The sequence below is a fragment of the Marinilabiliales bacterium genome (assembly GCA_007695015.1).
Classification (GTDB): Bacteria; Bacteroidota; Bacteroidia; order Bacteroidales; family PUMT01; genus PXAP01.
Map to the genome: position 1 here is coordinate 110,950 of REEN01000029.1, position 14,747 is coordinate 125,696.

10 protein-coding genes are annotated in these 14,747 nt (G+C 46.5%); 7 read left to right on the plus strand and 3 right to left on the minus strand.

The window, feature by feature from the left end; translation table 11 throughout:
- The first annotated feature begins 98 nt into the window (after positions 1-98).
- The 5 genes from EA408_02565 to EA408_02585 all read left to right on the plus strand — a co-directional run bounded on the left by EA408_02565 (position 99) and on the right by EA408_02585 (position 8,261).
- Entirely contained in the window at positions 99-1,622 is a 1,524-nt protein-coding gene (locus EA408_02565) for a 2,3-bisphosphoglycerate-independent phosphoglycerate mutase (protein TVR74606.1), read from the plus strand.
- Between the two features lie 5 nt (positions 1,623-1,627).
- Positions 1,628-2,206, plus strand: a complete 579-nt coding sequence (locus EA408_02570) for a DUF3109 family protein (protein TVR74649.1) — start codon at positions 1,628-1,630, stop codon at positions 2,204-2,206.
- Between the two features lie 65 nt (positions 2,207-2,271).
- Positions 2,272-3,645: a dipeptidase gene (locus EA408_02575; GenBank protein ID TVR74607.1), complete on the plus strand. Its 1,374-nt coding sequence runs from the start codon at positions 2,272-2,274 to the stop codon at positions 3,643-3,645.
- 277 nt (positions 3,646-3,922) lie between these two features.
- The gene (locus tag EA408_02580; protein TVR74608.1) at positions 3,923-6,112 is read left to right on the plus strand and encodes a glutamine synthetase type III; all 2,190 of its coding nucleotides are present in this window, start codon (positions 3,923-3,925) and stop codon (positions 6,110-6,112) included.
- Between the two features lie 184 nt (positions 6,113-6,296).
- Positions 6,297-8,261: a hypothetical protein gene (locus tag EA408_02585; protein ID TVR74609.1), complete on the plus strand. Its 1,965-nt coding sequence runs from the start codon at positions 6,297-6,299 to the stop codon at positions 8,259-8,261.
- A gap of 37 nt (positions 8,262-8,298) precedes the next feature.
- On the opposite strand, the gene EA408_02590 is transcribed toward EA408_02585, so the two are convergent.
- From EA408_02590 to EA408_02600, 3 genes are read right to left on the minus strand one after another with little or no spacing between them, the layout of a single operon-like run.
- A complete protein-coding gene (locus EA408_02590; GenBank protein ID TVR74610.1) occupies positions 8,299-9,339 on the minus strand; it encodes a deoxyhypusine synthase in 1,041 nt (346 codons plus the stop codon).
- 18 nt (positions 9,340-9,357) lie between these two features.
- Complete coding sequence (gene speB, locus EA408_02595) at positions 9,358-10,212, minus strand: agmatinase (GenBank protein ID TVR74611.1); 855 nt, start codon at positions 10,210-10,212, stop codon at positions 9,358-9,360.
- Between the two features lie 22 nt (positions 10,213-10,234).
- Complete coding sequence (locus EA408_02600) at positions 10,235-11,626, minus strand: arginine decarboxylase (GenBank protein ID TVR74612.1); 1,392 nt, start codon at positions 11,624-11,626, stop codon at positions 10,235-10,237.
- Between the two features lie 359 nt (positions 11,627-11,985).
- Here EA408_02600 and EA408_02605 point away from each other — a divergent pair, with 359 nt between their 5' ends.
- Both EA408_02605 and EA408_02610 read left to right on the plus strand, forming a co-directional pair.
- Entirely contained in the window at positions 11,986-13,560 is a 1,575-nt protein-coding gene (locus EA408_02605; protein ID TVR74613.1) for a GNAT family N-acetyltransferase, read from the plus strand.
- The gene (locus EA408_02610; GenBank protein ID TVR74614.1) at positions 13,553-14,725 is read left to right on the plus strand and encodes a phosphoribosylformylglycinamidine cyclo-ligase; all 1,173 of its coding nucleotides are present in this window, start codon (positions 13,553-13,555) and stop codon (positions 14,723-14,725) included. The genes EA408_02605 and EA408_02610 overlap by 8 nt, the downstream gene beginning before the upstream one ends.
- The last annotated feature ends 22 nt before the right edge of the window (positions 14,726-14,747 follow it).

The following is a 14,747-nucleotide window of genomic DNA, read 5'->3' on the forward strand; positions in this document are numbered from 1 at the left end:
ATGCCGGAGAACCGTAAATTATTTTGCCTGCGGTTTTTTACCTGAATTAAAAAGAATAATTTTGCAGGATATTTTTTAATGAGAGCATATAATAAATTATGGAAAACAAAAGAACAATTCTGATTATACTTGACGGGTGGGGTATCGGTGACAAGTCACGCTCCGACCTGATTTATAACTCCGACACTCCTGTAATGGACCGCCTTTCGGCAAAGTACCCTTTTTCAAGCCTGCATGCATCGGGTGAGAATGTTGGTCTGCCGGAGGGTCAGATGGGGAACTCCGAAGTCGGGCACCTCAATATCGGGGCAGGCAGGAGAGTTTACCAGGACCTTGTCAGGATAAACCTTGCAATTGAGGATGACAGCATATCTGATAATCCAGTACTCAAAGAGGCCATGGCATATGCAAAGGATAATGACAAGGCAGTGCATTTTCTGGGACTGGTAAGTGACGGAGGAGTGCATTCATCCGACAGGCACCTTTACAAGCTTTGTGATATTACCGGTGAATACGGGCTTGACAAGGTATATATCCATGCTTTTACCGATGGCCGTGATACTGATCCGAAAAGCGGATACGGGTTTGTGAAAAACCTTCAGGATCATCTCGGAAAATCAAACGGGAGGATAGCATCGCTGGTTGGCAGGTATTATGCGATGGACAGGGACAAGAGATGGGAGAGGGTCAAGGAGGCCTATGACCTGCTTGTCGACGGTAAAGGAAAAAAATCGACCGACATTCTCAAATCGATTCAGGAGTCCTACGACGAAAACGTAACAGACGAATTCATCAGGCCAGTTGTTATGGTTGATGATTCAGGCGATCCCGTGGGAAATATCAGCCCTGATGATGTTGTAATATGCTTCAATTTCCGTACCGACAGGCTTAGGGAGATAACCATGGCGCTTACGCAGAAGGACTTTCCTGATCACGATATGAAGACCATGCCGCTTCACTACGTTACAATGACCAGGTATGATGATACCTTCAGGGGTGTGAAGATTATGTTTGACAAGGAAAACCTCACCAATACGATGGGGGAGATAGTTTCGGCAGCTGGCCTGAAGCAATTGCGGATAGCCGAAACCGAAAAATACGGCCACGTTACCTTCTTCTTCTCCGGCGGGCGTGAAAAGGAGTTTGAGAATGAGGAGAGAATACTTATCCCCTCACCAAAAGTAGCCACCTATGACCTTAAGCCTGAGATGAGCGCCCCTGAGGTTACTGATGCTGTTGTTACCGTGCTTAACAATAAGAAATTTGATTTTATCTGTCTCAATTTTGCAAACTGCGATATGGTCGGCCATTCGGGCGTCTATGAGTCCATCCGCAAAGCGGTCGAAACAGTGGACCGTTGCGTTGGCAGTGTTGTAAAGGCTGCCGCTGATAACGGCTACGAATGTATGATCATAGCCGACCACGGAAATGCCGACAATGCACTTAACAATGACGGATCGGTCAATACGGCGCATTCTCTGAACCCGGTGCCCTGCATTGTTGTATCTGACAGGTTCACAGCGGTAGAGGACGGGATACTTGCAGACGTCGCTCCCACCCTTCTGTATATGATGGGTTTGCCTGCTTCGGAAGAGATGACCGGTAAAGTTCTTGTGAAATGACCGGCATGCTGCAGACAGGTGATAAAGTACTGGCACTCTCATTGCTTGAAGAAAAATTTGTATGTAATCTTGAAAAATGCCTGGGAGCATGCTGTGTACAGGGAGATGCCGGAGCTCCCCTGCTGGATGATGAGCTGCCCCTTCTGGACAGTATTTTTCCGGTTCTTAAACCCTATTTGCGGAGCGAATCAGTGGCTGCTATCGAATCTGAAGGGACCTATGTGACTGACGAGAGTGACGGTGAGAAGGTAACGCCTCTTCTTGGCGGTAAAGAGTGCGTTTATGCTGTTTTCGATAATGGGATTGCCAGGTGTGCGATTGAGAAGGCCTGGTCAGAGGGTGCTGTTCCTTTCCGCAAACCGGTGTCATGCCATCTGTATCCTGTAAGGGTTAAGGAGTATGAGAGTTTTACCGCTGTCAACTACGACCGGTGGCCGGTTTGCAAGCCTGCGATCGTCAATGGTGAAAAACTGGGAGTCCCGGTTTTTGCTTTCTGCAAAGAAGGCCTTTTGCGCAGGTTCGGGTCGGATTATTACCGTGAACTTGAAATAGCTGCTGCCACTTTTGCCGGAGGAAATGAATGATGGTTTTTTTTGGTCGGCTTTTTAAGGTGGTTTGGTTATCTTTGACCTAAACTCATATAAATACCATGGAAAATATTAATGTTTTTATTGAAAAAAACAAGGACCGGTTTCTTGATGAGCTGTTCGGTCTGATCAGGATCCCCTCAGTGAGCTCAAAAAGTGAGAATAAGCCGGACATGCAACGTGCAACCGAATATATCAAAAAGTCATTGCTGGAGGCCGGAGCCGATAATGCCGAGGTAATTGCTACGGACGGACACCCGGTTGTATATGCTGAAAAGATCACAGACCCTTCACTGCCTGTGGTCATGGTCTATGGTCACTATGATGTACAACCGGCAGAACCTCTCGATCTCTGGAAATCTCCCCCGTTCGAGCCGGAGATACGTGACGGCAGGATATGGGGAAGGGGCTCTGATGACGACAAGGGCCAGCTGTTCATGCATGTAAAGGCATTTGAATACATGGTTAACAACGGGATATTGCCATGCAACGTGAAATTCATGATCGAGGGCGAGGAGGAGATCGGTTCTCCAAGCCTGGGAAAATTTTGTGAGGCGAATGCCGGTAAACTGAAGTCCGATGTCATCCTTGTGTCCGATACAAGCATGATCGGACGGGATGTGCCCTCAATTACCACCGGTTTGAGGGGGTTGAGCTATATGGAGGTTGAAGTAACAGGTCCGAACCGTGATCTTCATTCCGGTCTCTATGGCGGAGCTGTCGTGAATCCGGTAAATGCCCTTGCCAAAATGATAGCCTCACTTACCGATGAGAATGGCCGGATAACCATCCCCGGATTCTATGACGACGTTATTGAAGCCAGTGATGAGGAGCGAAAGGGAATGGCAGGAGCTCCCTTCGATGAAGAGCAGTACAAAAAAGAGATCGATGTGGATGAGCTTGGGGGGGAAGCGGGTTACTCGACAATGGAACGGACCGGCACAAGGCCTTCGCTTGATGTTAATGGTATCTGGGGAGGATATACGGGCGAAGGAGCAAAAACCATCCTGCCCTCAAAAGCATATGCAAAGATCTCAATGAGGCTTGTCCCCGACCAGGACTACCGTAAGGTGGATGAGATGTTCAAAGCCCACTTTGAGTCTATTGCACTGCCGGGTGTAAGGGTAAATGCAAGGCTTTTGCATGGGGGACAGGGTTATGTTTCTCCTGTTGATCATCCGGCCTACCGGGCAGCAAGCCAGGCTTATGAAGATACCTTCGGGAAAAAGCCGATTCCTTTCAGAAGCGGTGGGAGCATACCCATAATCAGTCTTTTTGAGAAGGTTCTCGGGGTAAAGTCTATCCTTATGGGATTCGGACTCGAGAGCGATGCAATACACTCACCCAATGAGAACTACCCCCTGTGGAATTTTTACAAAGGGATCGAGACCATTCCCCTGTTCTACAAATACTATATACAGGAAGTAAGGAAATAGATAGAATAAGGTTATTATAAGATTTCAGCCGGTACCACATTTTTGGTACCGGCTTTTTGGTATTGCAAATTTCAGATGTTGTTATTGACGAGAATTGTCGGGAAGCCCGAAAAAAGAAAAATAAGCACAATAAAGGGTCATAAAAGAGGGGGTGTGTACAAAAAAATAATAAAATAAATAGAAAAAAGAGAAAAAGCAGGGGGGTGTAAGAAAAAATATATATATTTGACCCGAAAAACAATTTTGATTATTTGTATAATTTAAAAACAAACCGCTAATGGGTACACTCCGTTTCAGTGCCGTGGAAAAATCAAGCTCCCGGTATCCGCAGGAAGTTAAGTTTCCGGCCGGCAAGACCTCAGAATATTTTGGTGTTAATGTTTTCAACAGAAGGAAGATGCAGGAATATCTTTCGCAAGAGGCTTTTGCCAGTGTTATGGAAGCAATTGACAAGGGTACAAAAGTCGACCGTAAGGTCTCAAACCAGATCGCTTCAGGCATGAAAGCCTGGGCTGTTGACCGTGGGGCTACCCACTACACACACTGGTTCCATCCCCTGACCGGCGCCACTGCAGAGAAACACGATGCATTTTTCGAGCCTTCTTCGGATGTTTCTGTAATAGAAAATTTTGACGGCGGCAATCTTGTGCAGCAGGAGCCTGATGCATCCAGCTTACCAAGCGGCGGAATGAGAAATACCTTTGAAGCCCGTGGTTATACGGCGTGGGACCCGTCATCGCCTGCTTTTGTAATGGGCAGCACCCTTTGTATCCCTTCTGTTTACATTTCTTTCAAGGGGGATTCGCTTGATTACAAGACACCGTTGCTTAAATCAATCGAAGCTGTTGACAAAACTGCTGTTGAACTGTGCAACTATTTTGACAAGAGTGTGTCAAAAGTTTATATCGGACTTGGTTGTGAACAGGAATATTTCCTCGTCGATGATGCCCTCTTTAATGCAAGGCCCGACCTCAAGCTTACTGACAGGACCCTTATGGGGCACTCTTCAGCAAAGGACCAGCAGCTGGCTGACCATTACTTCGGGTACATACCGATGAGGGTGTCGGCGTTCATGCGCGAATTTGAGATTGAGGCCTATAAGCTCGGCATACCGGTTAAGACCCGACACAATGAAGTTGCACCCAACCAGTACGAATGTGCCCCGGTATTTGAGGAGGTAAATCTAGCGGTTGACCACAACCAGCTTCTGATGACAATAATGAAACGTGTTGCCAAACGGCACAACTTCAAGGTTCTTTTCCATGAAAAGCCCTATAAGGATGTCAACGGATCGGGCAAGCACTGTAACTGGTCGATTATTACAGACAGCGGTACAAATCTGTTCGCGCCGGGTAAGACCCCGAAGACCAATATGCTGTTTCTGGCCTTTTTCGTTTCTGTGATCAAGGGGGTTTTCGAATACCAGGATCTGCTCAGGTCAAGTATAGTTTCTCTCGGTAATGAGCACAGGCTTGGAGCAGCCGAGGCACCACCGGCAATAATGTCGGTTTTCCTCGGAAGCGAGATGAATAAGGTGCTGGATGAGCTTGAGGCAAGGGTTTCCGGAAAGAAGATGAGTCCCGATGAAAAAACCGAGCTGAAACTGGATGTTGGAAAGATACCTGAGATAATGCCCGACAATACTGACCGTAACCGTACTTCGCCTTTTGCATTTACGGGTAACCGGTTTGAGTTCAGGGCCGTAGGCGCATCAACAAATGTTGCATCCCCGATGATAGCTCTCAACACCATAGTTGCCAGCCAGCTTAAGGAGTTTAAAAACGAAGTTGATAAACTCGTTGAAAAGGGTGTAAAGAAAGATGAGGCTGTCTTCCAGGTCATCAAGCAGTTCATCGTTTCATCAAAGATGGTCAGGTTTGACGGGAATAATTACTCTGATGAATGGAAAAAAGAGGCTGAGAAGAGAGGCCTTACGAATGTGGATGATGTTCTTGACGCTCTTTCTGCCATGGTTGCTGATAAATCAAAGGCTCTTTTTTCTGAAATGAATGTTTTAACCCCCCGTGAGCTTGATGCGCGGCTTGAAATTGACATTGAGAAATACACCAAGAAACTTCAGATTGAGGCGAGAGTCCTCGGAGACCTGTCGGTCAATCATATTCTTCCAACTGTTTACAAGTACCAGAATGTTCTGATAAAAAACGTAAAAGGTTTGAAAGAACTCTTTGCAGAGAAAGATTTTGAAAAACTGGCAGGCACTCAGCTTGCATCTATCCGGGAGATATCGAGCCGTGCCGCCATGGTAAACATCAAGGTTAACAACATGATAGACGAACGAAGAAAGGCAAATGTTATCGATGACATAGGGGGCAAAGCAAGGATCTATGCCGATAAAGTTAAACCGTACCTCGATGAGATACGTTATCAGATAGATCACCTGGAAATGATAGTTGATGATGAGTTATGGCCGCTGCCCAAATACAGGGAGCTGCTTTTCATCAGGTAAAGAGATAAGGTTAGGTTGTATTTTTCATAAGTGTGCAAACCGGGACAATATTTTGTGTCCCGGTTTTGTTATATAAGCCGGTATTGAAACAAAGGGGGCAGATAGTTTAATTCCAGTCAATCCTCGTGATGGGATTAGAGAAAAATATCTACTTTTACATGTTAACACAAAAAAGATTCCTGGTATGAGATCATGTTTCATGCTGCTTGTCATTGCCGGTCTTCTGATATGTATTGACATGTCAGGGCAGTCAAGGCGCCTGGACCGGGCTGAAAGTGCGTATGCAGCCGGTGAGTATTATGAGGCAGTTGACCTGTACAGGAATGCATACTCTGCCATAAATGACCGGGATCTGCGAACCGAGATAGTATTCAAGATAGCCCGGTGCTATTTTAAGCTTTCAGAGGCCCGGCTGGCAGAAAACTGGTTCAGAAGGGCAATAAACCGGAATTACGATAATCCGGAGGTACACTGGTACTATGCCGAGGCCCTTAAGATGAATGAGAAGTATGAGGAGGCCATTGAACAGTTCGAAATATTCAGTGAACTGGTTCCGGGTGATCCCAGGGGAGAGGCCGGGATAAAATCGGTAGAACTTGCCATGTACTGGATTGAAAATCCATCTCCCTATGAAATAGATGAGGTGAATTTTTTCAATTCCAGGGAGAGCGATTATTCTCCTGCATTTGCAAGCGAGGATTACACCCTGGTATATTTCACATCGGCAAGAAAGGGCGAGAATGGCATCAGGCATGGAGCTACAGGTGAATACTTTGCCAATATCTATGAATCAAGGAAGGACCGGCAGGGTATCTGGAGCAGCCCTTCACCGGTTGAAGGTATCAATTCGGAATTTGATGAAGGCACTCCTTCTTTCACACCGGATTACATGGAGATGTACTTCACCAGTTGCAAGGCTGTGCGCAGAAGGAACAACGGATGCCAGATATATCATGCTAAACGCAGTGGCAGTGGCTGGAGCAGGCCCGAAGTGCTGGAACTCGTCCCCGATACCCTTGTTGCAGCCCATCCTGCAATTTCACCTGACCGGTTGACGCTTTATTTTGTTTCTGATATTCCCGGAGGGATCGGAGGAAAGGATATATGGAAAGTCACCCGGGACAATGAAAACAGTCCGTGGGGCGAACCCATAAACCTTGGCCCGGATATCAATACGGAAGGAGATGAAGTGTTTCCGTATATCCACCATGACGGATCACTCTATTTCTCGTCGAACGGACATCCCGGAATGGGCGGACTGGATATTTTCAGGGCAGTCGTTAATGAAGAAGGAGGCTGGAGTGTATCCAACATGGGCTATCCCATTAACTCTCCTTCCGATGACTTCGGAATAGTGTTCGAAAGGAATGCTGAGAGGGGGTATTTCAGTTCAAACAGGGGAAGGCGCAGTGTTGACAATATTTTCTCTTTTTATATGCCCCCGCTTAGTTTCAATGTTTCAGGTGTTGTAAGGGACATTGAAACCGGCGATGAGATGCCTGGGGCAAGGGTTCAGATGGTTGGCAGCGATGGTTCCATACTTCGCGTAACAACCGGTGATAAAGGAGATTTCAGGTTTATGCTCCGTCCGGGAGCCGATTATGTATTTCTTGCATCTTATGAGGGATATCTCACTGATAAAGCCGGGGTTTCGACACGGGGACTTGATCGCAGCGAGGATTTTTCTGTTTCAATTGATATCCAGTCGTTTGCGAGGCCAATCGAGCTTGGCGATATATTCTACGATTTTGCCAGGTGGGACCTCCGTCCGGAATCGATGGTAGCCCTTGACAGGCTGGTGGAGATCCTTAACGACAACCCGCACATTACTATTGAACTTGCATCACATACTGATTCAAGGGGCGGCGCCGATTTCAACTTAAATCTCTCACAAAGGCGAGCACAATCTGTAGTAGATTACCTTATCGAAAACGGGATAGCAGCAGACAGGCTTGTGGCTGCAGGATACGGCAAATCCCGCCCCAGGATTGTTGATGAGCGCCTGGCTGAGGTCTACCCGTTCCTCCCGGAAGGCACAGTGCTTACTGAAGAATATATAGAGTCGCTCGAAACTGAAGAGATGCGAGAAACCGCGCACCAGATAAACCGGCGCACGGAGTTTGAAGTCCTTTCGACAGATTATCAATAATCCGCTCCCGGATCAGTGAAAGTGCCATGCACGTTCTCTACCCCTGGCTCCCGGCCGTAATTTTATCGAGCATTTTCGACCACTCTTTTCTGGTGCGTGCCCTCCAGTCGCCTTTGTGATAAAGGTAACTTGCTATCAATGGAAGCACTGATGTTGCTTCGGCATATACCATCTGTTCATATACAGTGTCAACCTTACCCCAGGAGGAGGCTTCCTTCAGCGTAGAACTTGAGCAGGCTCCGTCTCTTGCATCTGCTACCGTAATCTGGATTGCATATTTGTGCATCTCAACATCCTTGCCGAGTATTTCTGCACAGATCACGGTATCCTGTGTAAAGTTTTTAGGCACCCCTCCACCGATCATAAAGAGGCCGGTAGCAGGTGCGGCCATTTTTATTCTTGTCAGTTCCAGGAAATCCTTGACAGAATCAATGGCTATGTGCCTGGCCGGATTGTCCCACTGATGTTTCACCAGGCCAAATCCTGCACTGCTGTCAGTAAAGGCCGGGCAGAATATCGGCACATTCATTTCAAAACAAACCTGCACAAGAGAATCCTTTTTCTTTGAGTTGTCGACAAGGTACCTGCCCATTTCCCTGATAAACTCCCTTGATGAATAAGCCCCCGGCTCCATGCGGTCTGCAATCTCCTTTACCGTATGGTCACATATCTGCAACTCCTCCTCATCAATATAGGTGTCGTATATCCTGTCAATATAGAATTCCCTGAGCTGTTTGTCATCGGCATCCGGTGAGCCCTTGTAATGCTTAAAGCCCAGCGCCTCGAAAAAGTCCATATCCACAATTGACGCCCCTGTGGCCACAATGGCGTCTACCATATTGCTTTTAACCATATCAACGTATACCTGCATGCAGCCTCCAGCACTTGTGCTTCCGGCAAGGGTCAGGATTACCGAGCAGCCGTCCTCCCTGAGCATCCTTGTATATATGTCGGCTGCAGACGCAGTGTCGCGCGATGTAAAAGACATGTCACGCATTGATTCGATAATGGGCGTAGCATCGAATGTTTTGATGTCGACGTGCTTTACCGTGTCTTTCAGAAAATCTTTCTTTTCCATTTTATGTTATCTTTTGATTTATGTTCTTTCTTTTGCAAATTGCATGCTTAATATTCTGTAGATAAGCTTTGCCGCCAGAAAATCCGGTGCCTTATTATCTCTTGAAGGACAAAGTTCGACAACATCGAACCCGACAAGATTTTTGGAAGCGATTACCCTCCTGATGAATTCAAGTGTCTGATACCATCCCATACCACCCGGTTCGGGAGTGCCGGTCGAAGGCATTATTGACGGGTCAAGCGCATCCAGGTCTATTGTAAGGTATACATTTTCAGTGAGCATGCTGACAGCCCTGTCCATCCATTTATCATTGTCATGAATCTGGTGGGCGAAGAAAACCTTCTCTGTGCTGATAAGGCTTAACTCAGCCGAGTCGACAGCCCTGATACCTACCTGTACCACCGGTGCCATCTCACTTGCTCTTGCCATGACACAGGCATGATTGTGTCCGGACCCTTCGTATTCATTCCTCATATCACTGTGAGCATCGATCTGAAGGAATGTAAGTTCATTGTATCTTTCAGCAAAGGCTTTCATGCTGCCTATTGATACGGAATGCTCCCCGCCTGTTACAACCAGGTATTTTCCCCTGTCAAGGTAATACCCTGCTCTTTCGTAAACCGAAGCCGACATCTTCTCAGGCCCCGAGGCTTCGGTTACGGGTGCAGCTGTATGGATACCCCTGAGATAGACCTCGCTATCAGTTTCAATATCGTAAAGCTCCATGTTTGCAGAAGCTTCATTGATAGCCTGCGGACCTTTGTCAGCCCCCTTTATCCATGTGCTTGTTCCGTCATACGGAACAGGCAGTATAACTATTGCTGCAGTCTGTTCTTTTGAAAACTCCTCAGGGAGTCCCCCGAAATTAGTCATGCCAGATGGATTTTAAATAACACTAATAGCCAAGAATTTTTAGCATCGATTTATGGCTTTGTTCCTTGGCAAAGAGTTTTGTTGTAATCTCTCCCTCTTCATCAAGGTCAATAATTATATGCTTCGGGGCAGGGATCAGGCAATGCTGAATTCCCCCATAGCCTCCGATCGATTCCTGGTATGCACCGGTGTGGAAAAGCCCGATATACTGAGGCTCCCCGTTCCTGATCTTTGGCAGGAAGATGGCATTGGCGTGGGCTTCTGAATTATAATAATCTTCACTGTCACAGGTAAGTCCCCCAAGAAACACCCTTTCATACTCCTCATCCCAGTTGTTTACCGCAAGAAGAATAAACCTCTTGTTCAGGGCCCATGTATCAGGTAATGTGGTCATGAAGGAGGAGTCGATCATGTTCCAGATTTCACGGTCATTCTGTCTTTTTTGTCCGAGTATGGAGTATAGGACTGCGCTGCTTTCGGCTACCGTGTAAGATCCGAATTCGGTAAAAATGTCCGGCTCGGGTATTTCATTCCGGTCACATATATTCTTAATCTGTGCAATTATTTCTTCTGCCATATATTCATAGTCGTAATCAAACGAGAGTGAATTTTTAATGGGGAAGCCGCCGCCTATGTTGAGGGAGTCCAGTTCTGGGCATATTTTTTTGAGTTCGCAATATACACTGACACACTTGGAAAGCTCGTTCCAGTAATAGGCATTGTCGGAAATGCCCGTGTTAATGAAGAAATGCAGCATCTTCAGTTCAAGTTTGGGGTTGGGTTTTATCTTTTCCTGGTAGAATGAGATTATGTCATTATACCTGATGCCCAGCCTTGAGGTGTAGAATTCAAATTTGGGTTCTTCCTCTGCAGCTATCCTTATGCCGACTTTGTATTTGGTGTTAATCAGTTTGTTGAGCTGGTCGAGCTCAAACATGTTGTCAAGTACCGGAATTGTATTGGAGAAACCGCCGTTGATAAAACCGGCAATATTTTCAATGTACTGGGGCCTTTTGAACCCGTTGCATACGATATATATATCCTTGTTTATAAGTCCGGTCTGATAAAGCTCTTCGATGATATTCAGGTCAAATGCCGATGATGTTTCCAGGTGAACGTCGTTCTCGAGGACCTTTTCCAGAACGAAGGAGAAATGCGAACTTTTCGTGCAGTAACAGTAATGGTAGTCACCCTTATAATCGGCCTTGGCAATGGCAACATTAAACCATTTCTTCGCCTTCTGGATCTTTTCGCCGATCCTGGGAAGATAAGTAACCTTGAGCGGTGTTCCGTATTGCTTGATAACATCCATCAGTGGAATGCCGTTAAAGTAGAGTTCATTTTCCTCTACCATGAACTCCTCTTGCGGAAATTCAAATGTCTGCTCTATCAGATCGACATACTTATTCTTCATGGTACGATAGTTTTGAGAAAATAAAAAAAAGGCCTGCAAATAAAAGCAAAATAACTGAATGCTCAAAAAAATAACAAAGTAAAAGAGATAAATTAATATAAATTCACCAATCCGCCTCACCCGGATGTTCCGCAGTAGAGTCACATGGCAGGATCGGGCCTCTGTAGCATGCTTTTGCTGCCGGACTTATTTAATTTGATCATTTTTGTATATTTCTCCTGTAAAAAACAGCCAAAATTTTGTTTAGAAAATACAAAATTTTGACTTACAGAAGGAACCGCTTCGCTTTCCCATAAAATTTTTTCATGCGTCTGTGTGTAACTTTACGCAGAAAAAATTTTATGTACATTTGCGGGATTATGAGCAAAGACACCACTGTAATACTGAGGAATTTGACCCTGAAGGACTATGACGACATAGCCGAGGCGATGAAGGTTGCCTATTCGGGTATCGGAGGCGCAGTATGGAAGTATTCCCAGCTGAAGAAACTGATGAACCTGTTCCCTCAGGGCCAGATCTGTGTCGAAGTAAACGGGAAAGTAGTGGCCTGTGCCCTGTCTATCATTGTAGATTACAGTCAGTTCGGCGATTCCCACACTTATGAGCAGATAACAGGTAATTACCGGTTTGGGACCCATGATCCGGAAGGTGATGTTCTGTATGGAATAGATATATTTGTTCACCCCGGGTTCCGGAATATGAGACTTGGAAGACGACTTTACGATGCACGCAAGGAGCTTTGCGAAAACCTGAACCTGCGTGCAGTTATTGCCGGAGGACGGATTCCCGGGTACAGTGACTATTCAGGGGAACTTACACCCAAGCAGTATATTGAGAAGGTGGAGATGAAGGAGATTTATGACCAGATTCTTACTTTCCAGATCTCAAATAATTTTCATGTCAAGAAGATATTACGCAACTATCTCCCTATTGACAATGAATCAAAAACATTTGCCACGCTCATTGAGTGGAACAATATATACTACGAGGAGAAGGAGAGGGCCATCGGCAGGAAAAAGTCCGTTGTGCGACTCGGACTGGTTCAGTGGCAGATGAGGCACCTGGCTTCTGTCGATGCTCTTATCGAGCAGATGGAATTTTTCATAGATGCAGTAAGTGATTACCAGAGCGACTTTATTTTGTTCCCTGAATTCTTTAATGCCCCGCTGATGGCTAAGTACAACCATCTGGCCGAATCGGATGCCATCAGGGCTCTGGCAAACTATTCAGAACCCATAAGGAGCAAATTCGTTGAGTTTGCCATCAGCTACAATGTTAACATTATATGCGGAAGCCTGCCTGTATATGAAGATGAGAAATTGTATAATGTAGCCTATCTGTGTCGCCGTGACGGTTCGTGGGACATGCAGTACAAAATACATATTACCCCTAGCGAACTTACAAGCTGGGGATTGACCGGTGGAGATTCAATAAAGGTGTTTGAAACCGATTCAGGAAAGATAGGCGTGCTGATCTGTTACGATGTGGAATTCCCCGAGCTCGGACGGATTATGGCAGATCAGGGACTGGAGATACTTTTTGTGCCGTTCCTGACTGATACGCAGAACGGGTATAACCGGGTCAGGCACTGTGCCCAGGCCCGGGCAATCGAAAATGAATGCTACGTTGCCATTGCGGGAAGCGTAGGCAACCTGCCACGTGTTAACAATATGGATATTCAGTATGCGCAATCGGCTGTATTCTCCCCGTCGGATTTTGCTTTTCCCACAAACACGATAGTCAGTGAGGCTACCCCTAATACCGAGATGACACTTATTGTTGATGTCAACCTTGACCTGCTGAAGGAGCTGCATGTGAACGGGTCGGTGAGGAATCTGAAGGACCGCCGGACCGACCTTTATTCGTTAAGGTGGAACAAAAAAAGCCAGGCAACGGACCGGGTTAGCGAATCCCAAACAGAGGAGCATGGGTGAAAAATCGAGATACGACAGAAGGGGCGTGTCAGCCTCAAAAGAAGATGTACACAAGGCTATCAGCGGAATAGACAAGGGGCTGTTCACTAATGCGTTTTGCAAGATTATTCCCGATATCCTGGGGAGTGATCCCGGTTACTGCAATATAATGCATGCAGACGGTGCCGGCACCAAGTCATCACTGGCCTGGGTTTACTGGAAGGAGACAGGCAATATGGATGTATGGAAGGGGATAGCCCAGGATGCGATAGTTATGAACCTGGACGACCTTCTGTGTGTGGGTGCAACAGACAATATTATTCTTTCATCAACCATCGGACGTAACAGGAATCTTGTGCCCGGTGAGGTTGTTTCGGCTATAATAAATGGCACTGAAGAGTTTCTGAATGAAATGCGGGATCTGGGCATAGGGATATACTCGACAGGTGGTGAGACTGCCGATGTGGGTGACCTGGTAAGGTCAGTTATAGTAGATTCAACGGTCACCTGCAGGATGAAAAGGGATGAGGTGATCACTAATGATCGCATAGCGGCAGGCGATGTTATTGTGGGGCTTTCCTCCTTTGGCAGGGCTGTCTGGGAGAAGGAATACAATGGTGGAATGGGAAGCAATGGTCTTACCTCTGCCCGCCATGATCTGTTCGGGTCATACCTGGCAGAAAAATACCCCGATAGTTTCGACCCGGGTATGCCTTCCGGACTTGTCTACAGCGGTTCGCTGAAACTGACTGATCTTGTGGAGGGAACCGGACTGGATGCAGGAAGGCTTGTGCTGTCGCCCACCCGCACATACGCACCGGTCATTGCAAGGGTACTCAGCCAATTTCGCAGGGAGATACATGGTATGGTTCACTGCAGCGGGGGCGGGCAGACCAAGGTGCTTAATTTCATTGATAAGCTTCACGTTGTGAAGGACAATATGTTTGATTTACCACCGCTATTCAGACTGATCAGGGACGAGTCAGGCACCCCCTGGGATGAAATGTACAGGGTCTTTAACATGGGACACCGCTTTGAGCTTTATGTGCCACCCGGGATAGCAGACGATATAATTGATATTTCACGAAGCCTGGGTGTTGATGCAAAGATAGTGGGTCATTGCGAGGCATCATCCGGCAGTAAGCTCACAATAAGATCATTTGCCGGCGAATTCGTGTACGGTTGATCTAATAAGCCCTCTCCATGAG

Bases quoted from the DNA above. Each gene is read 5' to 3' on its own strand.
- EA408_02605 (TVR74613.1), top strand. From the start codon at position 11,986: ATGAGCAAAGACACCACTGTAATACTGAGGAATTTGACCCTGAAGGAC.
- EA408_02600 (TVR74612.1), bottom strand. From the start codon at position 11,626: ATGAAGAATAAGTATGTCGATCTGATAGAGCAGACATTTGAATTTCCG.
- EA408_02580 (TVR74608.1), top strand. From the start codon at position 3,923: ATGGGTACACTCCGTTTCAGTGCCGTGGAAAAATCAAGCTCCCGGTAT.
- EA408_02610 (TVR74614.1), top strand. From the start codon at position 13,553: ATGGGTGAAAAATCGAGATACGACAGAAGGGGCGTGTCAGCCTCAAAA.
- speB (TVR74611.1), bottom strand. From the start codon at position 10,212: ATGACTAATTTCGGGGGACTCCCTGAGGAGTTTTCAAAAGAACAGACT.
- EA408_02585 (TVR74609.1), top strand. From the start codon at position 6,297: ATGAGATCATGTTTCATGCTGCTTGTCATTGCCGGTCTTCTGATATGT.
- EA408_02570 (TVR74649.1), top strand. From the start codon at position 1,628: ATGCTGCAGACAGGTGATAAAGTACTGGCACTCTCATTGCTTGAAGAA.
- EA408_02575 (TVR74607.1), top strand. From the start codon at position 2,272: ATGGAAAATATTAATGTTTTTATTGAAAAAAACAAGGACCGGTTTCTT.
- EA408_02590 (TVR74610.1), bottom strand. From the start codon at position 9,339: ATGGAAAAGAAAGATTTTCTGAAAGACACGGTAAAGCACGTCGACATC.
- EA408_02565 (TVR74606.1), top strand. From the start codon at position 99: ATGGAAAACAAAAGAACAATTCTGATTATACTTGACGGGTGGGGTATC.